A 22,742-nucleotide genomic window follows, 5' to 3' on the forward strand; every position below is an offset into this window, starting at 1 on the left:
CGCGAGAGCCAAAGCAACGAGTTCAGCTCTTGCTGGGTGCGGGTATCCCAGGGCTGGGCGGGGGGCAACTGGGGCTCCATGGCGATACCCCGAATCGGTCAGGAAGTCATCGTCAACTACGAAAATTCGGACCCCGATTTACCGATCATCACGGGGCGCACTTATTGCGCGACTCAGCCCCCGCCTTATGAGTTACCCAAACACAGAACCCGCATGACCCTCAAAAGCCAGACCCACAAAGGTGTGGGCTTCAATGAGCTGCGCTTTGAGGATGAGCTGGGGCATGAGGAGGTGTTCATCCATGCGCAGAAGGACCAGAACATCAAGGTCAACCACGACGACACCCACACGGTTGGCAACGACCAGCGTATTGCCGTCGGACGCGACCGCAGCACCACGCTTGGCCAGGATGACTCGGTCACGACCGGGCGCGATCGTCGCGAACATATCCAGCAGGATGCATTCACCACCGTTGAGCGCAATCAGGTCCTCAACGTGGGCAACTCACTTGAGGCCGTCATCGCTTCAAGCCACAGCCTGAAAATCGGTGAGCACCAGACCCTGGTCATCGAAGGCGTGCAGTCCATCGAAGCCAAAACGGCGCAACGCACGCTCACCCGCGAGTACGTGCTCCAGGGCACCGAGCGCATCCTCATCCGGGGCCCGAACGGCAAGATCGTCATGGACACTGCCGGCATCACCCTCGAGGCACCCGACATCATGCTCAAGGGCAACGTGGTAATCGTCGCGCCCTCCGAGGACCAGGTCGAGGCAATCGACGCCGCCATCCGCGAAGGTTCACCCCTGATCGAAGAATGCCCGTTCGCCAAGGAGGGCAAGGCATGAGCCTGCACCAGCAACTGATGACCGCAGGCCTGATACCGCGCGTGGAAGAGCGCGAGGTATTCCTTCTGGCTGAGGGCTCTGCACATGAGGCGTTGCGGGCTCGGCTGGAGTTTCATGACACCCCGCACCGTTCACTCTGGCGTCTGGAGGGCCAAAGCGCGCTTGAGAAACATGCACCGCTGCTATTCACCCTGGCGCCAGACAGCACGCTGGATGACTGGCTGGGAAGCATCCGGGCGACCTTGCCGCTGACGGTGCTCAGCAGCCGGCTTGCCTTCGATGACCTCTGGCGACACCTGCGCCGCTTCAGCAAGTTCCAGGACGCCGAGAGCCGCTACTGGCTTCGCCTCGGCGACCCGTCAGCACTTGAGCGCTATGTCGGCTCCCTCGCCTACGAGCCGGGCCGGCTGGCGCGGTTCTTTGATCTGGGTGGCATCGACGCCTTGTACTTCCTCGACAGCCGCATCGGCCTGGCACGCCAGGCCCAACCGTTGTTCGAGCAAGCGCTGGGCAACGCCGAGCGCGATGGCTGCCTGATCTGGCGAGACATCGAACTTGGGGAGGGCTGCTGATGCCACTTCCAGTCATCGATCTTCAGGCCATGGCCCTTGCCTCGCGCCGAGAGGTAGAACGCAAGCTGACGCGCTACCTGTGCGACACCCTCGGCTGGGCCTTGCCCAAGGTGCCGACTACCCCGGCGCATGTCGCAGACTTCGTCAACGGTGCGGCGAGCATTGCTGACCGGGCCGATTGCAGCGAGGGGCACGCCTTCAGCGTGCACATCCTGATCAGCTTTCTGGCCGGTGTTGGCTGGGCCGACGACCCGGCGTGCAGCACGCTTCGGGCGGCATTCCATGCCACCGGGTTGGCCTTTGACACGCGTCTGGACCTGACCCTGCAACGCGCCATTCAACTGCGCCAGCAGCACGAGCAGGCACAACCGCTGATGCACGGGATCAGCGCGACCTTGCTGCTGGCCCGCAGCGACTCGCTCACGGAGGAAAGCTTGTGGTCGGCGCTGCTGCGCATGATGACCCATCGCGGCCTGGAGCCCGGCAGTGCCAAGGCTCTCTACCTGAGGTACGAGGCGGACGGCTGTCGTCGGCACAAGCTTCCCGTCCCTCCACACCAGGTCCTCGACGGTGCTCAGGAGCAGGCCTACCGCTATTACGCAAAGCGTCTTCCACAGCCATCGGATGACCTGCTGAACCTTGCGGCGCTGCCCAGGATGTTGCTGCTTGAGCACATTCTGCTGGCGATCACCTTCGGCCGCTTCTTCTACGTCAATCCGCTGCTGGGCGCATTGCACGCCTGTGCAACACAGGACCCCTCCCTCAGCGAACGCCCTTATGTATTGCAGGCATTTCTGGATGCGCACACGCGCGCACTGACAGGAAGTTCCCATGGCCAATGAAGCCGCGTCGACCCGCTACGCAACGTTGTCTCAAGATCCTCAAGGCGGCCTGCCATCCCAAGGCAGCGTATGTAAACACTGCACCATTCCCGGCTCACTGTTTTCCATCAGCGCCGCAGACGGCCCGCACGAAGGCGATGACCTGCTGGGTATCGCCTCACGCACGGGTGCCAACTTCTCCTGGTTCACCCAGAACCCGTGGATCCGCGACAAGGAAAAGAACGCCCGCCAGACCTTCCTCGAACGGGTGCTTCTTCGCTTGGGCGAGGTCCACGGCGATGCCTACCTCGCTGAACTGTTCGCCTTTCTGGCGGTTCAGCAACTGGCCCTCACCTGCCTGGACGAGGAGATTGCCGCCGATGAGTTGCCCCCGGCCGTGCTCGACAACCTGGGCCGGCGCCTGGGTGATGGCTCGGGCTTCAGCCTGGAACGCAACTTCTTCTTTACCGATCACCAGCTCTACTACGCCACCTTCACCACGGCCCACTGGGAGGAGGCGCCGCGCCGCGAGTTCACCCAAGCGGATGGCAGCCATGGCATCAGCCTGCCTTTCACCTGGCACAAGCCCAGGGGTCTGTTCCCGGTTGAATTGGCGGCGCAGCAACTGGCGCAGCACTTCGATCAGGCCAAGGCCACGGCCCGGTTCTGGGAAGGTGTGCTCGGTGGCGCCCAAGCGGTGGTGGGGGCGCTGGCCTTCATACCGGTGGTGCGTGGCATCAGCCTGATTGCCCGGGCCCCGGCAGGGGTGCGGTATGTGTTTGCCGCCCTGGAAGGCGCGTTGGCGGCCGACGCCATGGTCGATGGCAGCAGCCGGATGATCACCGGTGAAGGCTTGAGCCTCGGTGAAGGGTTCTTTGTCGAGCTGGCCCGGCTGGCCAACCCGAGCACCGCCGAAGCACGCGGCAAGCAGGTGTTCATGGCGATCAACCTGGCCCTGCTGCTGCCAGCGGCCTGGGGTGGTGCACGCTGGTTGATGCACCGGTTCCGGCGTGACGCGGTCGCGACGATCAAATTCGACAACGCCGCACTCAGTGCCGAGGAACTGAAGCGCATTGGCCGGCGCGAAACCGGCGAGGTGTCGGCGCTGGAAACCCGCATCGACAAGGCCCCGGTGCGGGGTGAGCCACCGGTGCGGATCTCCGAGCTGCACTCGGTCGAAACCAACGCCAGCCTGATTACCCTTGAGGTGGCGGCGGGCAAGGCTGATTTTGCCTTCATGGCCAGGAGTCTGCGCCAGCGGCTGGTGAGCCAGATTGCCCTGGCCACCGCCCCGCAGCGCATGGGCGGACGCCTGGCCAGCGTGGTCGGCGATGCAGGGGAGGAAGCGCTGGTGGCGGGGTTGCTTGAGCACTGGAAGGTATCACCGGGCAAGGTGCTGGGGCTCAGTACCGACCCAGCCGTGGCCAGCCGCTACGGCCTGAAGAACCGGAGCGATCACGGTATCGACATGCTGGTCCTTGTACCGCCGCCGCCCTCGTTGACCCTGCGCAATGCGCCGACCGCCACGATGCGCGATCACATCGATGGGGTGAAAGGCCTGGCACCGCTGGAGGTGATGCGGTTTGAGGAGGAGACGTTGTTGGTGATTGAGGTGAAGGCGACGTTGGGGAAGAGCAGGACGCCGGGGTTGTTGGCTACTCAATCGGGAGGGGGCGAAAAGAATCTGGAAAGAGTTTTGAATTTGACGAGAAGTGGTGCTCAAGGTTGGAGTCGAAAAAACATGCTGGCCGTTGACAGAGATATGGATAAAAAAATCAGCACCATCAACAAATCAATGAGCGCCGGAAGAATTGAATTCGTGCATGCGCAGGTTTTTTTCGATCCTCTTGGAAACCTGAATCGACTCACTGGCAATGGCACTGGAATTCAACTAAACCACTGGAGATAACACAATGAAATCAACACTTAAGGCTCGACTTGAGAATAGATTGAGAAAAGTTAAAGACTGGTCATCCGACGATTTTCCCCAGCAAACAGAAAACCTCAATGAGTATCTGGCCAATCAAGGGGAGGTTGGCTTAGCCTGTAATGATCTGTTTACTCTTGGCATGACCGAGGTAAAACGTAGTTTGGCGCTTTCACAGATGGCCCAACGAACACCAGCAACTCAACATCTATCCTCTGGGTTCGCCCGCCTAATTGTCGCAGAAGCGATATCTATCGCAATATTGAAAAATTCAAAGCGCTTTTCGGTTGGCAATCTCGATGATGCAACCCACCTCATGTTAGGTGCTATTGCCACTGGGCGACCAAGTCTGGTCAAACCTTTTTACGATACAGTCCTCACTGCGATGCAAGAGGGGTATGGCATCAGGGACGGCCGCGACCTCCCCATCGGCACCACCCTTAGATATGCGGCTTTTGGACTCACGATTATCAGCCGCTGGCTAGAGCGTCCCTTGGACTTGGACAAGCATGCACTTCCACGGGACCCTGCCTGGGGGCAACTTGTCGCCTACTGGAATGAGCCCGCTCTGGACAATTTACTCCCTGTATTGATCAACGCCTGCGATACCCACGTTGAGCGCAGCGCATTGAACTCTCGTGAAGTGAACACAACCGAATTTGAGTTTAACTCCGTATTCAAGGCTGTCTATCCCACAGAGATCCTGGCCATCCTGCGCTTGCGCGACCTGATCGGCCTACCCAACCCAACCTGGATTGACCATCCCCTGATGCAATCTCCCTATGCCGCCCTGACCTGCCGGCCCGGCATGCTCACCGAGCGCGATGAATTGCTACAGCGTTTTCTAATGACCGCCTACCAACGAGACTTCCAAGCCGTTCCACCAGGCCTGACCGCCGGTTGACTTGGCACTCGGTTGATCGCGCAAGTGCCAATTGCGGTGAGATATGTGTTTGCCGCCCTCAGCCCTGAAGAACTGAAGCGTGCCTACTGAGGTGATAATATTTGAAAAACATCAAAAACAGTCGACTACTAAAGAGTCTATCAAGCGTTCAAGACTGGGCGCGCGATGAGCATCCTCGCACGCCAAAAAGATTCGATGAGTACATGTCTAATCAAGGTTTCATAGCGCTTGCAGCCAATGACCTTTTCAGGTTAGGAATGCGCGAAATAAAAACCAGCCTTAATACGGCCACAGCACACAAGTTCCTGTCGACCAAACATATGGCACATGGTGTCGCCAGAATGTTAGTGTCGGATGCTATAAATATTGAAGTTTTGAAAGGAGAAAACACCACAGCTGTTAGTAACCTTGATGACGCCACCGAACTTATGCTGGGTGCCATCGCTACCGGCCAGCCCCATCTGGTCAAACCCTTTCACCAAGCCGTCTTCTCCGGGATTGAGGGTGGTTATGGCATTAGCGACGGCCATGACTTGCCCATCGGTACTACCCTACGCTACGCGGCATTTGGCCTAACCATTATTGGCGACTGGCTGGGCAAACCACTTGACCTGGATAAACACGCACTACCGCGCGACCCCGCCTGGGGACAGCTAGTCGCCTACTGGCGTGAGCCTGACCCTGTAAAACTACTACCGATATTGCTCAATGCCTGCGACACCCATGTAGAACGCATCGCCTTGAAAGACAGCGAACTCAATACAGGCCTCTTTGAGTTCGGCTCAGTATTCCAAGCTGTTTATCCCACGGAAATACTAGCCATCCTGCGTTTGCGCGACCTGATCGGCCTACCCAATCCGCCCTGGATTGGTCACCCCCTGATGCAGTCTCCCTACGCCGCCCTCACCTGCCGCCCCGGCATGATCACCGAGCGCGATGAATTGCTGAACCGCTTTCTCGAAACCGCCTACCAACGGGATCCGCAATGCGTACCACCAAGCCTGACAGCCGGCTGATAGAGAGTAAGCAATAGACTACTCGCCCTTTGCAAAGGCACACATATGTGCGCTTACAGGAAGCCTCCATGGCAAATCCGACGCTCAGCAAATTCGCATATTAGTTGGCACTGGCATCCCGATTCACAACCGGAACCAAACACCATGAAAAAAACCATAAAAACCAGGCTCGACAAAAGCCTTTCTGACATTCAGGACTGGGCAACCGAACGTCCCCTCTTGAACACAAAAAGATTCGAAAACTATCTGTCACTCACAGAAAATATTGAACTAGCTTGTAATGACTTATTTAGTTTAGGCATGCGAGAGATCAAAAACAGCCTACGCACTGCGGTCAGCCAACGTTCGCAAGCAACTCAGCAAATAGCCTGTGGGTTCGCTCGTATGTTATCTGCCAAGGCGATATGTATTGAAAACCTGAAGCACCGCAGTCGTAGACACGTATGTGATCTGGATGGGGTAACCCAGTTGATGCTGGGCGCCATCGCCACCGGGCAACCCCATCTGGTCAAACCTTTCCATCAAGCCGTCTTCTCAGGTATTGAAGGTGGCTATGGCATCGGCGACGGCCATGATTTGCCCATCGGCACTACTCTGCGCTACGCGGCATTTGGTTTATCCATCATTGGAGACTGGCTGGAAACGCCACTTGATCTAGATAAACACGCCCTTCCACGCGATCCCGCCTGGGGGCAACTGGTCGCCCACTGGCGTGAACCTGACCCTGAAAAGCTCCTGCCAATACTGCTCAATGCCTGTGACACCCATATAGAGCGGATCGCCCTGACCGAGCGTGAAGTCAATTCCGGGCTGTTTGAGTTCGGCTCGGAATTTGAAGCAGTCTATCCCACAGAAATCCTGGCCATCTTGCGCCTGCGCGACCTGATCGGCCTACCCAATCCACCCTTGATTGACCACCCCCTGATGCAATCCCCCTACGCCGCCCTCACCTGCCGCCCCGGCACGCTCACCGAGCGCGATGAATTGCTGCAGCGCTTTCTCATGACCGCCTACCAACGTGACCCCCACGCCGTTCCACCCGGCCTGACCGCCGGTTGATTCAACCACCTACCTCAGGAGATTCCCATGCCCAGAAAAGGCGCCATCCGCCTAGGCGACCCACACACCGGCGGCGGCAGCATGATCGAAGCCAGCGGCTTCCCGGTGAATGGCAAGCCGCAATGCCTGCTCGGCGACAAAGCCCAGTGCCCCACCCACCTGGGCACCTTCCCCCTGGTCTCCAGCGGCGACAGTTCGGCCACGTTCAACGGTCACCCCATGGCACTCGAACCAGCACAACTGGCTTGCGGCTGCGAGGTATCGTCCACCTGCACCCGAGCATTCGCCAAAGCCTGAGAACCACAGCGAGCCGCCCGCACGCCGTTTGCCACCACGGCGGGCGCGATCGGCAAAATAGCCATGCGCGCCGATCCAATCCTTCAGCGATGACACATCCAACCACTAACGTTTGCCCGCACTTGCCAGTGCAATCAGTTGCTCATTCAATTCCAGCACCTTCTCCTCCACCACCGCGATTGCCGACCTCAAAGCATCCTGGGTACATTCCGATGCGCACACGCGCTCAAGCGCCTCACAGCTTTCTATCACCGTAGTTGCCTTCACCAGCCTCACACCGCCTTTGATTTTATGGGCAATGCAGGCCAACACTTCGCGATTGTTGCCCAACTGCGCATGCAAATCGGAAATGTCCCTCTCATTCTCCATAACCAACTCGGTCAGCAAGTCCCCCCTGGTGCACCCTTCAAGCAACAGGTACGGGTCAGCCTGTAAACCAACCCCAGCGGTGTGTGCAAGGTCATCAATACGACGAGAAAGCCGCCCTTTGACAGCCCCCAGTTTTTCACTCAGATCAACCAGCCTGGCTGGTTTGAACAAACAGTCATTCATCCCCGCCGACATACACCGTTCGCGCTCATCGGCTTGCGCGTTCGCGGTATAGCCAAGCACGTCGCATGCTTGACGCTGCTGGCATTGCTCCAATGCGCGAATGGCTTTTACAAGCGCGTAGCCATTCATCTCGGGCATATTGCAATCGGTGATCAACACATCGATCGGATGGGCCTTCCACAGCGTCAATGCTTCCACGGCACTGTTGGCCTGGAGCACGTTGCAACCGAGATACGCCAATTGCCGATTGAGCAATAGCAAATTGGCTGGATGGTCGTCGACAATCAACACCTCAAGTGCAAGTCGAGAGCAACTGTCGCGCCCCTCAACAACCGGTGGCGTCAGCGCAAGTTTTTCTAGAACAGGTAGCGTGAGGCACACACTCACACAGGTTCCTTGCCCCAGCTTACTGGTGACGAGCAGCTCCCCGCCCATCAGCTCGCACAGCGTTTTGCAGATCGCCAGCCCAAGGCCGGCACCTTCTTTTCTTGCCTGCTCAGCGTTCGAAACTTGTATGAACGGCGCAAGAATCTTGCTGATATCAGCCTGCGCGATGCCGACGCCGGTATCAGAAACGCTCAATAAGAAGCTAACGGTATCCGCCGATGAATCGCTGCCTGGCACCCGTTGCAGGCTGACAACAACAGCGCCCCGCTCAGTAAATTTGATCGCATTGGCCACCAGGTTAGACACCACCTGTTTGAAACGCATCGCATCGATAAGTACATCACCTTCAAGGGCGGTATCGATATCGGCCTTGATCAAGATACCTTTTTGACGCGCCAGCCCTGAAAACACCTGAACCACTGAGGTAACAATGGCCTTCACGTTGCCGCGTGCAGGGGACAGGCTCAAATGCCCGGTTTCAATTCTGACGATATCCAAGATACTGCCAATCAATTCCAACAGGCCGTTGGCCGACTCATAGGCCACTTCAATCGCAAAGCGATCCAACTGGCCCTGGTCCGCTTTTTTCAACGACATCTCAAGCATGCCGATTACCGCGTTGAGTGGCGTTCTTATTTCATGGCTCATCGTTGCCAGAAACGTCGTTTTGGCCCTATTCGCAATATCGGCCTGCTCCTTGGCCAGCACCAAACGCGCTTCAAGCTCCTTGCGAGCAGTAATATCTACCCACCCCCCGACAACCCCCTTGATCTCGCCCTGAAGATCGTGAAATGGCAGAATCCAGTGATAGATATCACGTGCCTCGCTGCTGTTTCTCAGGACAATACGTCGATCAGATACAACCGGTATCGACGCCTTGAGCACACGCTCAAAATCCTGCTGGTAGCGAGCAGCCTCTGCCTGGTCAGTAAATTCAGTTTCAAGAAGCCGTTTGCCGATGACTTCTGCCCTGCCAACCGAGAGCGCCTCCAGGTAAGACGCGTTGCAATGCAGTAACAATCCATTTTTATCCCTGACATAAATGGGGTGCGGCGTCCCATCAATCAGGCTGCTCATAAACTCGAGTTGGTCACCCAGCGCCTTCTCTGCATTCTTTCTCAACACAATCTGCTGCCTTAAATAAGCAGCCCAGGCAAAGCAGACAAACAACAGCAACATCGCAAGCACGCCAAACCGAATAATGGTGTTTTTGTTTTTCTCCCAGAATGATGCCCTGGCCTTCTGGCCATCGGTCCAAAATTCAGTGATCGCATCAATTTTCTGCGCAGGCGTGGTCAGTAAAGACTTGTCGAGAATCGAGTACAGCACATCGTTGTCATACGCTGTGGCGAAGGAAATCGCTTGCGGCGCATTGCCGACCACCGCCACCACCCCAAGCTCATTGAACTCATGCGCTATCTGGTACTGCGCAGACACCAGTGAGTCTATTAGCGCATCCGCCTTGCCTTTGCGGACCCACTCGAAACCCTCGGCCGCCGAGGCGAGTTCGATCACGGTGACACTCGGCAGCTCTTTTCTTATTTCTTGTGCGGCCCTGCTGCCCCTGACCGTCGCCAGTTTTTTCCCTGCCAAGGACGCGACCGAGTCGATCCCCTGAGCATCAACACGCGCAACCAGGACCAGCGAGCTGACCACGTATGGGCGAGAAAAAGAAACCCTCGGGTCCTGCATGAGATCAGGGCTCAATGCCCCGACAATGTCGACTTCCCGAGCAATCAATGCGTCGACAACCTGGCTTTCAGGCTGGGGCAGCGATGGCAACAGCCGAAAGCTGATGCCGGTCTTGGCGCTGACCACCTTGAGCAAGTCATCCACCACGCCGACCACCTCGCCACTCTCTCGCACCATGGAGAATGGCGGATCAAAGTAATCAACCCGCACGGTGACAAGCGGATTGTTTTTAATCCAGTCACGTTCTGTCTGGGAATACTGAACTCGCTGCGAGCCGAATACATAGCTGCCATTCAGATCCCAACGTCGCAATATGGCCAGGCTGTCGTTTGCGGGTACGGCAAGCAGTGCTTTGTCGACCAGCCGTTTCAACAGCTCGTTGCGTTTCGCCAGGGCAAATGCAACGGCACCGACAGCACTGGCTGTCGAGGGGTAGAGCTGAAGTGTTGCCCCGGGGTAAAAGGCATGCACCGCAGCTGCGGGTAAGTAGTGGTTCAACATGGCGATCTTCTTACCCGCCAATTTCGAGTCCACAGCGGCGTGTTCGCCGACCCGCGTCAATATGACCGGCTGGTCTTCAAGATAGGAAAGGCTGAGTATCAGCTCCGCGTCTGCCTGCTCGTAACTATTGGCGCTACCCAGCAAGTCAATTTCGCCCCGCTTGAGCGCCTGGATGGCGAGCTGGCGAGATGCAAACTGGCGCACCTCTACGGCAACATTCAGGATGCGGGCAATCAACCCCGCATACTCAGCCGTCACGCCGTCATACATGACGCCATTGATACTGATATCCAACGGCGGATAATCGGGTGCAGAGGTGCCTACGATGAGCCGTGATTTACTTCGCAAGCCTGCAGTTTCATCGTCGCTCAGCGTTGCCAGCGGAGCGACATAGGCGCGTTCAGTGAGCTGGAGGGATGTATACGGCAAACCGGCCTCCCCGGCAAAAACAGCGTCACCCCAGGCGAGGGCAAAACACAACGACAGGCACAGCAACCCCACGCTACTGACACAAGTACGCGTCACACTATTGAATCCCGTTTGGCCACTTCCAGAAGCTCGACAAATGAACCAACCGACAGTTTGGCCATGATCCGGTGCTTGTAACTGCTGATGGTCTTGTGGCTGAGCATCATGGCCGCGGCAATATTCTTGTTGGACGCACCGGAGGCCAGTTGCCTCAACACGTCAATTTCACGATCCGTTAAACAGCTGGCGCCTTGAACCTGCGCCCTGCTGCTGGTCTCTACACTGGCAATCGGCAGGCTTGGAAAATAGGAATAGCCTGCCTTGACCGCCGCCAGCGCTCCGACAAATTCGCCCATGTCTCCGGTCTTGCAGACAAATCCTGCGGTACCGGCCCACCTGCAACGCGGCGAAAAAATGGCCGCTGACTGTGAGGTGAACACCAGTGTCTTGGTTCTACGGCCTTGGGCCTTCAGCCGTTCAATGACGGCCATGCCGTCCATTTCAGGTATGCCGATGTCAAGGATCATCAGGTCAGGCTCCAACTCGCGGATCAGTCGCAGCGCATCAATTCCATTACTTGCCTCACCGACGACCTCATAGCCACTATTTTTCAATACTATTTTTACGGCCATCCGTATCGCCGGATGGTCATCAACTATTATTACACTTGACATAGCCACCCCAGCTTCATTGCGCGAGCCGCAATGTAGTACAGCTCAATTACCACAACACGCTTATTTGTACATCCAATTATGTCGAGCGGCACTCGCTTACAGCAAAGTTTTATCAATGACAGTGCCCGCGCTCATCATGCTAGCGCGTCAGTTTTATATAATCGTCGCCCACAATCTAAAATCTACAGTCATCAGCCTGCTATTAAATTACACACTAACGATGTGCGCAGGCATGCCCGTTAGTTCTCCCCAAGCTCGATCAACAGCCGTCCCTCCAGCGCTGTTCTGTCTCGACCACTCAGCTCAGCGAGCGCTATCTGGGAGGTCACACTGATCTGCAACGACAAGTGGCTGCCCTGGGCAGGTCGCCCGCCACTGACGGCGACTACCCGATCACCAGGTGCAACCCGAAGGCTTGAGGCCACCCCTGTTAGCGGCTCATCCAGTGTTTTCAGCGCTGCCAGGTCAACTGCTTGCCCATCTAGCAAGGCGCTGTCGAAGTCCACCGTCATCTGCCCACCCGGGGCGAACCTGAACTGGTTTGCCTGACGCTCACCCTTAAGCATCAGGCTCATCACCGTGGGCTCTGGACAACTGGCGTTCAGTGTCACAAATCGAGTACCCACCGTGACCAATGCCCCCATGACACGCTCTGTCGGCGCATCGGGATAGGGGATCTGGCCCAGATCCAGGTTGGCATCCGACAAATGCAGGGTGCACTGCTGGGCCACTACTTGACCGGCATACAACTGAACCGCCACAAACAGCACGCGGACCAGGTAACGGCGGTTTCTACTCAGGGCATTCATGCGCGGGTCCACTTATTCAGTTCAGGGTCAATTCGGTGAGCACAGTGCGTCGGCTTTTTCAAAATAAACATCCGGGTCCGGCGTCTTCGGTAGCTTGAAGTTCAGGGCACAGCTGCTGTTGTCAGGCAGTCGCACGGTCAAGGGCTTTTCGAGGTTTTCATTGGCGATGAAGGCTCTGCCGCCATCAACTACCGAGGTCACGAACTCTCCTTGCGCGTTGAACACTGCCGCGCCCTTGGGCAATACCGTGCCACTTGAGTCGGTAGTTCGCAGCAGTGCACGCCGCGACCTGGTCACCGAAAAATCGAGCGCCTGCACAGAGCCACGGCCGGCGGCGACCGACCTGTAGCCATTCTGTATATCGAGGTTGCGCGGCAAGCTTTTGGTGGCAACTTCCACATGGGACTTCTGGTAGGCCGGCAACCGGGCAACTACCGCGCGCCCCCAGGGATCAGTCCAGACCGGGCCGCTCGGGGTATTGAGCTTGATTCCGGAAACATCACCCACCGAGGCCACGGCAAAGGTGTCATTCAAGGCATAGGGTGACAGTGTGATGCCCTGCTTGTGCAGGGCAACGCCACCGCGAAGCTGGCCACTGTAGCTGGTGCTGTCATTGCCACTTTGCGAGTAGCCAAGGTTTACGCTGGCAAAACGCGGCAACAGGCTGACGCTGCCGGAGAAGTCGTTGCGTTCGGCCTGAGCGTCACGCTCCGCCGACAGGCTGTAACTTGCCAGGTCGCTACTACTGTCCGTGTAGCCGGCACCAAAACGTGTACTCCCGTCACGCCTGGTGGCATAGCTGCGTGCACTTCGCGCGCCCCCCAAAGGAACGCTGACCGTGAGGTACACGGCGTTACTCTCGGAGGCGGTGTTCATCACGCGTTGTTCGTCGCTTGAGCGCTGGCTTCGGCCCATGCTCTTTTCGATATTGGCGCTGACACTGAACTGTTTGAACTGCTTGTTCCACGAGCCACTAAGGTACTCGGACTTCTGGCCGCTCGTTGTAGTAGAGGTGCTATAGCTGGTTGAAAAGCCGCCCAACCACGGGTCGCTCCAGCTCAGCGACACGGCGTACTGATCATGGCCGACGCTGTAGAGGCCGCGATCACTGTGAGCGCTGGTACTCTCCATCAACTCGCGATAACCGCTGGTACGCCGCGTGGCACTGGCGCTGGCACTGAAGGTTTCCGTCAGCCGGGTGGACGCCGAAAGGCTGGTTTCTGCTCCGTTGAGGTTCTCCTTGCCGGCTTTGGAGACGCTGCTGCGCAGCGTGGTCGAGGTGTCAGGGGTTAGTTGCGAGCCCAGTGTCCAGGCTACTGCCTGGTAATTGTTCTGACCAAGCATCAGCCCCGCCGAGAGGTTATTGGCGGGGGTAATCAGCCATCCCCCCGTACCGGTTACTACCGTGGGCGACTCCATATCCTTGGCGCCAAAGGTGCGCACCTTGCCTACGGCAAACGAATAGCCGGGGGCGGTATAGGCAAACGGTGCGAGTGCAGCGGCCGCAATGGTGAAGTCACGCTGCTCGCCGTTGGCTTCAATCACCCGTACATCCAGGTCGGTATTGCCGTTGAGCAGTGGAATGTCAGGCAAGCTGAAAGGGCCGGCCGGCACCAGCGTGCTGTAGATCAATGCGCCCGCCTGGCGAACTTCTACCCGCGCCTGACTCTGGGCAATGCCTTCGACGGTAGTACCGCTGCGCGAATTGTTTTGCAGGGCCAGCTCCGGCACAACCTGCACGCCGGTAATGGCAGCACCGGGAAACACCGAATTGTTGATATTGATTTCACCCACCTGTAGCAGCGACTCACTCTCAACGAAGGTCTTTTGCGCGTAGGTGTACAGGGTTTGGGAAGTGCGCCGCTGGTCCTGAATCGAATGCATCTGGCGACTGCGTACCAGCCAGTCGCCGGCATTGAAACCCAGCTCGGTATTGGCCGAGTAATAGCGCCGGGACTTCCCCGAGTACTCACTGTTCATGCCCAGCAGGTCGTAGTTGATCAGCCCGCCCACGCCCCCCTGTTGATAACTGAGCACACTGTCTGTACGAGGACGCAACGCATCGGTGGGCACTATCAGGGCCACCTCCTGACGATTCGGCCGCAGGGTCACTTCTGTCTGCGCAAAGCGTGCGATGAAGTCGTAGCAGCCATCCTGTATCAATGGCGGCTCGGGAACCTTCAAGTTGGCCTGATCCAGCAACGCCTGGGTAAAGCACAACTGTCCTTCGCTGTCGAACCGGGCATCTACGCTGCCACGTGGGTTGCCGTTGACCTGCAATGCAACGCGGCGCACACCTTCGGCAAAGCGCGGAGCATGGCTGAAGTAGTCGGCAACGTGCGGGTCAATACCACGGCTCTTCAGCATGTTCAGATCGAAGATGGTCTGCTTGACGGGCTCGCCGGTGACGTGGCTGCGCTGTTGATTTTGTTTCTGCACAGCCAAAGTCGTCTCGGCACTGTGTGCCGACTGCACAGCCGAGCCCAACAGCGAGGCCGTGATCAACGCGGCCTTGAAACGGAAGTGTGCAAGGCGCACAGGCAAATATCGAACAGCACAAGGCCACCCGCTCACAACGAGCGACAACGAGTCCATGGAAGAAACCTAAGTAATGTAGAGCGACGGGCTGTTATCGAGCGCTCACGGGGGCATCATAGGCATCCACCTGGAAGCCATAGAGGCTGACTGGAAACAGACGTACCTTGCTGTTGGCGACTACGTTAAAACCCACCGGCAACTCGACGGTGTGCACCTGACCAGGCAATACATAGGTACGCGGCAACTGCACAGAAAGCTGCGCGGGCAATAACAGCAGTTGGTTACCCAGGCGCACGACATAGGGGCTATCGTTCCTGACGACAAGGCTGCCCCCCTCGACGCTCCATTTCAGCAAAGTCCAAGGGTCATTCATGGAGGCCAACCCAGCAGGATTGATAATGACCGGCAGGTTTTGCCGTACATTCATCCTGATCGCGTTGCGACCGTCTTTTGCCGGCGGGATACCTTCAAAGATCACCCGCTTCATCCGCTGCGTAGTAATCGGCGTATCGGATTGGACAATAAAACGTACCAATTGCTTTTCACCCGGCTCCACCCGTGCAATCGGCGTGGTGACGAACAGCAACTCCTCGGTATCCTCCGCAAGGTTATCCAGCGATGTGTGCAACAGCGCTACTTCGCTCTCGGAGTTGGTGACCGTAATACTGCCCTCTCCATCAGCAGCGTTAATCAGCAGCACTGATGTTTCAGGCAACATGCCGGCTGCCAGCCCAACTGGACTCCAGGGTGCAAACAATGAAATCACCAGGCAACACCGGGCGAGCGTGGAATGCATAGACACGGTATTTCTCCAGCCAAACAAATTCAGCGTTCGTCTCAACAGGCAGGACGTATCGCTCAATTACCAAACGCCTATCAACAGCGACGCGCAGGATGAGCGGGGCCGGGCTTTACGAACACCCCTACCAGCACGAGTGAAACCCGGCAGATCACGCTATTACAGATAGTTGACCTCAAACGTCAGCGTCTGGTCAGCAGTCACCTCTGACGAATGATCCTTCACGACAAAATCACCGTACCACCCAACCAAATCAAAACTGGCTGTTTTAACGGCTTCTACCGTTTTGCCGCCCATCAACATAAACGTTGAAATATAATTTGGATCCGCGGAGATGGCCACCACATGATTATCCGGGCCAGGCACCCCCATGCCAGGGTCAAACATTACAATTTTACCCGGAAGACCATTGATAACAGTCCCCTGCGTGTTAATAGCAATCGATGAAAGCGTCACACCCTTCTGCGACCACCCACCCAGCATCTGAGCACCCAACTGACCTGTCTCTCCCGGCATCGTCCCCTTCACGCTGACACGAACATAAGTCTTCGCTGAGCACGAAACACCCATGCTGCCAAACGGGATTTTTCGATCCCTGAAGCCCCCTGAAGCATCAAGTTCCACGCTGCCCAATTCAACAATCGGCATGGTCAGTGAAACATCGCATACAGGCGGTACAATTTTCCCGGTAATCTGCATGGAGGCTGTCGTCGCCGCAACCGCACTGCCCGCGCCGAGCATGGCAAGCGCGGCAATAAAAGATCGACTCAATAACATAGCTATTTCCTTTTCGATAATTGACTGTAGAAGGTCAAGCGCAGCGGCCCGACAAAAAATACGCAGCGATTACAAATACTTCACTTCAAACACCAGGGTTTGATCTGCCGTAATGTCACCTTTGGAGAAATCCGGCCGGTCCAAGCCCCCGACATTCAACTCCATCTCAACACTTGCATTCTTGACGGCCACCGGAAGTACCGAGCCGACTGCAGCAAAGGTTGATTTCCATGAGGGGTCCGCCGCGATAGTCGTAGATTTCAACCACGTACCATCTGCCCCGGATGCAATCAGCCGGCCGGCATAACCGTCATAGGTTACCGCCCTGGCGCTCACCCCCATGTTTGAAAGTGTGGTATTCCCTTGCGCCCACCCGCCCAGGTACTGAACGCCCGGTTCGACCTTGACCGGCATCGTGCCCTTTACATCGACACTGACAAAGGTCTTGGCGCTGCAGGCAATATTTAATGTTCCAGCGGAAATCGCCGTGAGATCCGGAATTCTGCCATTGTCATCAGGCTCGATATTCCCCAGATCAAGGGATGCCATCGTTGTTGAAATATCACAGGCCGGCGGCAAGATCCTGCCGGTGATCTGCAGTGTCGCCGTGGTAGCCGCGAAGGCACTACTGGCGCCACCCGCAGCGACCACTGCGAAGATAAACTTATTCATAAAGCGCATATTCATACTCTCCAACGCGCGGGCATTACATATATTCGATCTCGAATGCCAGGGTCTGGTCCAACTTGATTTCCCCTTTCGAGAAGTCAACCTTCTGATTTATCCGACCCAGGTTGATATGCATATCGATAACCGCATTCTTGAAAGCGGTCGGAGCGACCGACGTAGCCGTCGACGTTTTCACGAAGGTGTTCTTCAAGTAGGGCATCGGCTGGAGGTATGAAACACCGTCCACCCGACTGTCCTTCCAGTTGGCGTCCTGACTGGAGTACGCCATAAAACCGGGTTCACCATCGAGCATCAGTACACCGCCGACATCGAGCGCACTGACACCACTACCATTTTGACTCCAGCCAGTAAGGGCTGCCGCTTGCACGGGTGCAGTACTGGACATCAGGAGTTTTACACCCATGGGCGCAGCACAGGAAATGCTGAGTTCCGTGAGTGGAATACCAGAGGCCTCCGGATAATGCCCTTCGGAGTGTGGCGTATGATGCCCTACATCAACTTCCACATTGGAAATCGACAAATGACATGCGCTGGGTGCAATTTTCCCAGTCACTTGTAATGCGGCACTACCTGCGGCAAATGCACTGCCCGCAGAACACAGGAAAACGGGAACAAACAATACGCGACTCGTACGCCTCATCAAGTTCTCTCCGATTGATATCAACACACATTACGTGCTGCGCCTATTACTCTATCGGAGGACAACCAGCGGCCCAAGCAGAAGTCCCTCTTATCCAGTTGAAGCATTTCTGAAATAGTTGCAGACTGTTCTCGGCCATCCTGCAGACAAATCTTCATTATTGTCCATGTTGCACATGGCCTGTGCCCGGCAACTTGATACCCCTCAGCCGGTTAAACCGAGCAGTTCAACCCGGCCTGTCGCCAGGCGATAAACACCCCCAACGATCTTCAGCTTTGCAGTTTTTTCGGCATGTTCAATAATTGCCGACTGCTCACGCAGATGGCTCATGCCATCACGGACGTTCTGCACGATTGCTGCATCCAGCAAGTTCACTGCGCTGCCTTTGACCTTGTTCACCGCTGGCAACATCGCCGCTGCGAGTGACTGGATTTTCCCAGGGAAAACCGCGCCCTTGGTGGCAATGTCCACTGCTGCACCGACCGCCCCGCATTTGTCGTGACCCAGCACAAGGATCATCGGCACTTTCAACACCGCGACCGCATACTCCAAACTGCCCAGCATGTCATCGTTGACCAGATTACCCGCGACCCGCGCGACAAACAGGTCACCGCGTGCCGTGTCGAATGCATACTCTGGCGCAACACGCGAATCGGCACAGCTGAGCACGGCGGCGTAGGGGTTCTGCCCGTCAATGAGTTGCTCTTGCTCACTCGCAAAGTCATGACGACGCATCACCCCCGATGCATACCTTGCATTACCTTCCATCAAGCGCTTCAGTGCTTGATCAGGTGACAATATGTTCTCTGGCTTGGGCGGTACTTTTACTTCGGCGCCGACCGCAAGGTTGCTAGTCAACATACCGCCAACCGCTAAAGCAGCCGCAGCCACGCCTGTCCCACACATGAACATTCGACGACTAAGCGGCACGACCTCAGTCACTTCAGTTTTCAGCTCACACATATAATGCGCTCCAACACGTAGTGCCTCAGCGCGTAGCATTTAAATTGCGCGCCAAGGACTGAGTACACGAGTGATTATCAAGAGAGTGGACTAACTCCAATACAGAGCAACGCCATGTGTGCATGTACAACACAGCTGCGGCACCACTTCTACCATCTTAGCGAGGGGCACCCATTTAACTAAGCAGCGAAAGATGATTATTGATGCAGGATTTTCTGCATCTGGATGCAGGCTTATCCGGTATTTGCGCAGTGCCCGAAAACGACAACGGGCCGCCCAGGCGACCCGTTGTTGAAACCACCTCATTTACCCGCGGGATTTGCGCCCCGCCAGCAACGAGGCAATCGCCGGCAACAACACCAGGGCCCCGACCATGTTCCAGAGGAACAACAGCACCAGCAACAGCCCCATGTCCGCCTGGAACTTGAGCGCCGAGAAGGTCCAGGTGGCGACGCCAAGCGCCAGCGTCACACCGGTAAAGGCCACCGACGTCCCGGTAGTTTTCAGCGCTTCGAAATACGCCGCGCGGTAACTCAGCCCCTGATGCAGGAAGCCTTCCATGCGGCTGTACAGGTAGATGCCGTAGTCCACGCCAATGCCCACCCCCAGGGCAATCACCGGCAGGGTGGCAATCTTCACCCCCAGCCCCATCTGCGCCATCACCGCCTCGCACAGCACCGTCGACAAATACAACGGCGCCATCAGCGCGAAGGTCACCTTGAGCGACTTGAACTCCCACAGCACCACCAGCGAAATCACCACGAACACCAGCACCAGCATGAGCTTCTCGGAGGTCTCGATGACCCTGTTGGTCGCCGCCTCGATCCCGGCGTTGCCTGCGGCCTGGAGAATGCGAAAATCGCCCGTGTCATGCTCACGGGTGAAGCGTTCCACCGCCTCGGCCACCCGGGTCAAGGTCTCGGCCTTGTGGTCGCGCAGGTACAGGCTGATCGGCGCGACACTGCAATCAGGGTCGACCAGCTCTGACGGCGCCCCCGTGCGTGCGTTGTTCATCACGTACTGGTCACGGGAAAACTCGGCCCACTTCGGGTTGCCTTCGTTGCGCGCCAGAATGCCAAAGCGCATGGTCCGGTACAGCGAGCTGACCGACTCGACGCCATCCACCTGCAGCAAGCTGCGCTCCAGCTGGTTGGCCAGGTCCGCTGCGGCAAAGCGCGAACACTGCTCCTTCGGCGTGCTGAACATCACCACGTAAAGGTCGGTGCTGGTGGTGTAGTGCTTGAGCAGGTAGGCGTTGTCCTGGTTGTAGCGCGCCTGCGGGCGGAACTCCGGCGCGCCGGCATCGAGGTCACCGATCTTCAGGTCCTGCCGGGCGTGATAACCGAGGCCCAGCAGTACCAGGCTCGCCAGCACCAGCACAACGGCAATGCGTGGCTCGACCACCGCGCTCAGGCGGCGGAAAACCGGCCACGAGGAATGTGCCCGCTGCTGCTCCTGAAGCATGCCGCGCGGGCTGACGCCGACGTACGACATCAATACCGGCAGCAGGAACATCTTGGTGAAGATCGCCACGAATACGCCAATGCTCGCTGTGATCGCCAATTGCCGGATAACTCCGATGTCGATAACCAGCAGGGCAATGAAGCCCACCGCATCCGCGAGCAAGGCCGTGGTGCCGGGGATGAACAGTGCGCGGAAAGTGCGCCGCGAGGCTTCCAGCGCGGTGTAGCCCTGCCCCCGCTCGCTCATCATCAGGTTGATGTTCTGCACCGCATGGCTGATGCCGATGGCAAAAATCAGGAACGGCACCAGGATCGAATACGGGTCCAGGCCAAAGCCGAGCAGGCTGAGCAAACCCAGCTGCGCAACCACGGTCAGCAGGCAGGTCAGCACGGTGACCGCCGTACTGCGCCAACAGCGGCAGTACAGATACAGCAGCACGCTGATCAGCACTACGGTGATGGCAAAGAATGTCGCGATGTCCGTCGCTGCCGCCAGCAGGTCGCCAATGATCTGGGCAAAGCCGACCACGCGGATCTGCACGCCCTGGGCAGCGAAGTGCTCGCGCACCTGCTTCTCCAGGGTCTGGGTGAAGGCGCCGTAGTCCAGTGGCTGGCCGGTTTGCGGATCGTTCTCCAGCAACGGCACGCGAATGATCGCCGAGCGCAAATCGTTGGCGACAAAGCTGCCGAGCAGGTTGGCGCGCAGAATGTTCTGCCGTACCTGGGCCAGCGAAGCGTCACTGCCGTCATAGCCATCCGGGATCACCCGGCCGGAGCGCACACCTTCGGTGGTCACTTCGCTCCACACGGCGTTGGGCGTCCACAGCGACTTCAGGTTGCCGCGGTCGACACCAGGAATGTAGAAGACCCGGTCGTTGACCTCGCGCAGGGTCTCCATGAACTCGCGGCTGAAGATCTCGCCCTTGGGGTTTTCCACCACTACCCGCACGACATTGCTCTGCGGGCGCAGCACATCCTCGAACTTCAGGTAGTTCTGGATGAACGGGTGGCTGGTGGGGATCATCCGCGAAAAGCTGGCATCCGGGCGCAGGTCGAGGGCCTTGTAGCACAGCAGCAGCGAGACGATCAGAAACAGCAGCAACACCGCCGGGCGGTTGCGGAACAAGGCGCGCTCGGTAAAGCCGACCAGGCGCTGCACGACGCCGACCGGCTGCGGTTGCAGGTTGTTGTGCGCATTCATTGCAGGCTCTCCTTCAGTTCAGCCAACGGCAGTTGCTGTACGCCGCTGCCACCGACCAGCGTCAACTGCCCGCCTGGGGCGCTGGCCACGCCCATCCACGGCGCCTTGCTGACGCCCCACCATTGACCGAAGTGCTGCAAGTCTTCGCTGTACAGCAGCAGCCCGCCCTGACCACTGAGCAGCACCCCGCCGTCGGCCAGTTGCGTGGCCCCGAACAGGCTGGCCTTGACCGGCAAGGCAATGGCCTGCCAGTGCTGGCCCTGATCGCTGCTGCTGAACAACGCACCGCCAAAACCCATGGCCAGCAGGCGTCCATCGCGCAGCACCTGCAAGCGATACAGCGACGCCTGGGTCAACTGTTGCGCCGGCTGCCACTGGCCCGCGACCTGGCGATACAATCGACCGCCCTCGCCCGCCACCAGCAGGGTGCCGTCAGCCAGCCCGACCAGGCTGTTGAGGTGCAGGCGGTCGGTGTTGTCGAGCCCGGCGAGGTACTGCCAACGGGCGCCACCGTCGGTGGTGTGCAGGATCATCCCGTAGGCGCCGACCACCCAGCCCTCTTGCGGGCTGCGGAACCAGACGCCCAGCAAGGGCCGCGAAGGCCCGGCTGCGGCGCCGGCCTTGGCGTCGTCCAGTTCGAACAGGGCGTTGTCCAGCGCGGTGGCCAATGCACTGTCTGACGGCGCTTCATCGCTCGCAGCTTGCAGCCGCGCCACCGTGGCCTTGGCCTTGGCCTTGGCCTTGGCCGATGCCAGCATCAGTGCATTGATGGTGTTGCCGTCAAGTTGCCGCACCCAGTGCTGGCCGCCGTCGCTGCTGTGCAGCACCACGCCATCGTGCCCCACGGCCCAGCCATTGCGCGTATCGACAAAGTGCACGGCGGTCAGCAGCAGGTCCACCGGCACGGCGGCCTGTTGCGTGTGCCCATCGGGGCTGCGCAACAAAATGCGGCCGCTCTCACCAACCATCACCAGCTGTTCATCCAGGCGCTGGATATCGGTGAGCAACATCGGCTCGGTGGTGTCGGCAGGACTGGCGGGGCGCTGCAGGCGGTCGAGCAACGGCGCGGCCTGCAGCGCAACGGCCAGCACACTGCTGCCAAGGCCCGCCAGCAGGCGGCCAGTAAAACGAGAAGGCGCTTTCATC

The 22,742-nt window shown here is 58.0% G+C and carries 19 protein-coding genes; 8 read left to right on the plus strand and 11 right to left on the minus strand.

All coding sequences use genetic code 11. From position 1 onward, the window contains the following. The 8 genes from M5G11_RS23175 to M5G11_RS23210 all read left to right on the plus strand — a co-directional run. Positions 1 to 846, plus strand: an 846-nt coding sequence (locus M5G11_RS23175; protein WP_273925385.1) for a type VI secretion system Vgr family protein, incomplete at its 5' end; no start/stop codon positions are given. Next, the gene (locus M5G11_RS23180; RefSeq protein WP_273914012.1) at positions 843 to 1,418 is read left to right on the plus strand and encodes a DUF4123 domain-containing protein; all 576 of its coding nucleotides are present in this window, start codon (positions 843 to 845) and stop codon (positions 1,416 to 1,418) included. The genes M5G11_RS23175 and M5G11_RS23180, both read left to right, overlap by 4 nt. Next, on the plus strand, positions 1,418 to 2,260 hold the full coding sequence (locus M5G11_RS23185; protein WP_273914011.1) for a hypothetical protein: 843 nt from the start codon (positions 1,418 to 1,420) through the stop codon (positions 2,258 to 2,260). The genes M5G11_RS23180 and M5G11_RS23185 overlap by 1 nt, the downstream gene beginning before the upstream one ends. Continuing rightward, the gene (locus M5G11_RS23190) at positions 2,250 to 4,148 is read left to right on the plus strand and encodes a hypothetical protein (protein WP_273914010.1); all 1,899 of its coding nucleotides are present in this window, start codon (positions 2,250 to 2,252) and stop codon (positions 4,146 to 4,148) included. Before M5G11_RS23185 ends, M5G11_RS23190 begins: the two co-directional genes overlap by 11 nt. A gap of 4 nt (positions 4,149 to 4,152) precedes the next feature. Then, positions 4,153 to 5,070, plus strand: coding sequence for a hypothetical protein (locus M5G11_RS23195; protein WP_273914009.1), 918 nt, complete (start codon positions 4,153 to 4,155; stop codon positions 5,068 to 5,070). A gap of 101 nt (positions 5,071 to 5,171) precedes the next feature. After that, positions 5,172 to 6,086, plus strand: a complete 915-nt coding sequence (locus M5G11_RS23200) for a hypothetical protein (protein ID WP_273914008.1) — start codon at positions 5,172 to 5,174, stop codon at positions 6,084 to 6,086. 144 nt (positions 6,087 to 6,230) lie between these two features. Continuing rightward, the gene (locus M5G11_RS23205) at positions 6,231 to 7,145 is read left to right on the plus strand and encodes a hypothetical protein (protein WP_273914007.1); all 915 of its coding nucleotides are present in this window, start codon (positions 6,231 to 6,233) and stop codon (positions 7,143 to 7,145) included. Between the two features lie 27 nt (positions 7,146 to 7,172). Then, the gene (locus M5G11_RS23210) at positions 7,173 to 7,442 is read left to right on the plus strand and encodes a PAAR domain-containing protein (protein ID WP_273914006.1); all 270 of its coding nucleotides are present in this window, start codon (positions 7,173 to 7,175) and stop codon (positions 7,440 to 7,442) included. A gap of 105 nt (positions 7,443 to 7,547) precedes the next feature. Here the strand turns inward: M5G11_RS23210 and M5G11_RS23215 are convergent, their stop codons facing one another. The 11 genes from M5G11_RS23215 to M5G11_RS23265 form a co-directional block, all read right to left on the minus strand. Continuing rightward, positions 7,548 to 11,099 (minus strand): response regulator, encoded by a 3,552-nt coding sequence (locus M5G11_RS23215; RefSeq protein ID WP_273914005.1) that lies wholly within the window; start codon positions 11,097 to 11,099, stop codon positions 7,548 to 7,550. Continuing rightward, a complete protein-coding gene (locus M5G11_RS23220; RefSeq protein ID WP_273914018.1) occupies positions 11,096 to 11,716 on the minus strand; it encodes a response regulator transcription factor in 621 nt (206 codons plus the stop codon). The genes M5G11_RS23215 and M5G11_RS23220 overlap by 4 nt, the downstream gene beginning before the upstream one ends. A 239-nt stretch (positions 11,717 to 11,955) precedes the next feature. Continuing rightward, the gene (locus M5G11_RS23225) at positions 11,956 to 12,525 is read right to left on the minus strand and encodes a DUF1120 domain-containing protein (protein ID WP_273914004.1); all 570 of its coding nucleotides are present in this window, start codon (positions 12,523 to 12,525) and stop codon (positions 11,956 to 11,958) included. A gap of 27 nt (positions 12,526 to 12,552) precedes the next feature. Next, positions 12,553 to 14,964: a fimbrial biogenesis usher protein gene (locus M5G11_RS23230; RefSeq protein ID WP_273914003.1), complete on the minus strand. Its 2,412-nt coding sequence runs from the start codon at positions 14,962 to 14,964 to the stop codon at positions 12,553 to 12,555. 190 nt (positions 14,965 to 15,154) lie between these two features. Continuing rightward, a complete protein-coding gene (locus tag M5G11_RS23235; RefSeq protein ID WP_273914017.1) occupies positions 15,155 to 15,859 on the minus strand; it encodes a fimbria/pilus chaperone family protein in 705 nt (234 codons plus the stop codon). A gap of 162 nt (positions 15,860 to 16,021) precedes the next feature. Beyond that, positions 16,022 to 16,639, minus strand: coding sequence for a hypothetical protein (locus M5G11_RS23240; RefSeq protein ID WP_273914002.1), 618 nt, complete (start codon positions 16,637 to 16,639; stop codon positions 16,022 to 16,024). A 69-nt stretch (positions 16,640 to 16,708) separates the two neighbouring features. Next, entirely contained in the window at positions 16,709 to 17,320 is a 612-nt protein-coding gene (locus M5G11_RS23245) for a hypothetical protein (RefSeq protein ID WP_273914001.1), read from the minus strand. A 25-nt stretch (positions 17,321 to 17,345) separates the two neighbouring features. Next, complete coding sequence (locus M5G11_RS23250) at positions 17,346 to 17,948, minus strand: hypothetical protein (RefSeq protein ID WP_273914000.1); 603 nt, start codon at positions 17,946 to 17,948, stop codon at positions 17,346 to 17,348. Between the two features lie 225 nt (positions 17,949 to 18,173). Beyond that, positions 18,174 to 18,932 carry a carbonic anhydrase gene (locus M5G11_RS23255; protein ID WP_273913999.1) on the minus strand — a complete coding sequence of 253 codons (759 nt, stop codon included), beginning with the start codon at positions 18,930 to 18,932 and terminating at the stop codon, positions 18,174 to 18,176. 306 nt (positions 18,933 to 19,238) lie between these two features. Beyond that, positions 19,239 to 21,596 carry an efflux RND transporter permease subunit gene (locus M5G11_RS23260; protein WP_273913998.1) on the minus strand — a complete coding sequence of 786 codons (2,358 nt, stop codon included), beginning with the start codon at positions 21,594 to 21,596 and terminating at the stop codon, positions 19,239 to 19,241. Beyond that, positions 21,593 to 22,741 (minus strand): beta propeller repeat protein, encoded by a 1,149-nt coding sequence (locus M5G11_RS23265; RefSeq protein WP_273913997.1) that lies wholly within the window; start codon positions 22,739 to 22,741, stop codon positions 21,593 to 21,595. Before M5G11_RS23265 ends, M5G11_RS23260 begins: the two co-directional genes overlap by 4 nt. Between the last annotated feature and the right edge of the window lies 1 nt (position 22,742).

Origin of the sequence: Pseudomonas fontis (genome assembly GCF_028656955.1) — a bacterium.
GTDB classification, from domain to species: domain Bacteria; phylum Pseudomonadota; class Gammaproteobacteria; order Pseudomonadales; family Pseudomonadaceae; genus Aquipseudomonas; species Aquipseudomonas fontis.

Coding starts and splice junctions, on each gene's coding strand:
- M5G11_RS23185 (WP_273914011.1), top strand. CDS start 1,418: ATGCCACTTCCAGTCATCGATCTTCAGGCCATGGCCCTTGCCTCGCGC.
- M5G11_RS23195 (WP_273914009.1), top strand. CDS start 4,153: ATGAAATCAACACTTAAGGCTCGACTTGAGAATAGATTGAGAAAAGTT.
- M5G11_RS23235 (WP_273914017.1), bottom strand. CDS start 15,859: ATGCATTCCACGCTCGCCCGGTGTTGCCTGGTGATTTCATTGTTTGCA.
- M5G11_RS23205 (WP_273914007.1), top strand. CDS start 6,231: ATGAAAAAAACCATAAAAACCAGGCTCGACAAAAGCCTTTCTGACATT.
- M5G11_RS23255 (WP_273913999.1), bottom strand. CDS start 18,932: ATGTGTGAGCTGAAAACTGAAGTGACTGAGGTCGTGCCGCTTAGTCGT.
- M5G11_RS23210 (WP_273914006.1), top strand. CDS start 7,173: ATGCCCAGAAAAGGCGCCATCCGCCTAGGCGACCCACACACCGGCGGC.
- M5G11_RS23190 (WP_273914010.1), top strand. CDS start 2,250: ATGGCCAATGAAGCCGCGTCGACCCGCTACGCAACGTTGTCTCAAGAT.
- M5G11_RS23240 (WP_273914002.1), bottom strand. CDS start 16,639: ATGTTATTGAGTCGATCTTTTATTGCCGCGCTTGCCATGCTCGGCGCG.
- M5G11_RS23220 (WP_273914018.1), bottom strand. CDS start 11,716: ATGTCAAGTGTAATAATAGTTGATGACCATCCGGCGATACGGATGGCC.
- M5G11_RS23265 (WP_273913997.1), bottom strand. CDS start 22,741: ATGAAAGCGCCTTCTCGTTTTACTGGCCGCCTGCTGGCGGGCCTTGGC.
- M5G11_RS23245 (WP_273914001.1), bottom strand. CDS start 17,320: ATGCGCTTTATGAATAAGTTTATCTTCGCAGTGGTCGCTGCGGGTGGC.
- M5G11_RS23180 (WP_273914012.1), top strand. CDS start 843: ATGAGCCTGCACCAGCAACTGATGACCGCAGGCCTGATACCGCGCGTG.
- M5G11_RS23225 (WP_273914004.1), bottom strand. CDS start 12,525: ATGAATGCCCTGAGTAGAAACCGCCGTTACCTGGTCCGCGTGCTGTTT.
- M5G11_RS23260 (WP_273913998.1), bottom strand. CDS start 21,596: ATGAATGCGCACAACAACCTGCAACCGCAGCCGGTCGGCGTCGTGCAG.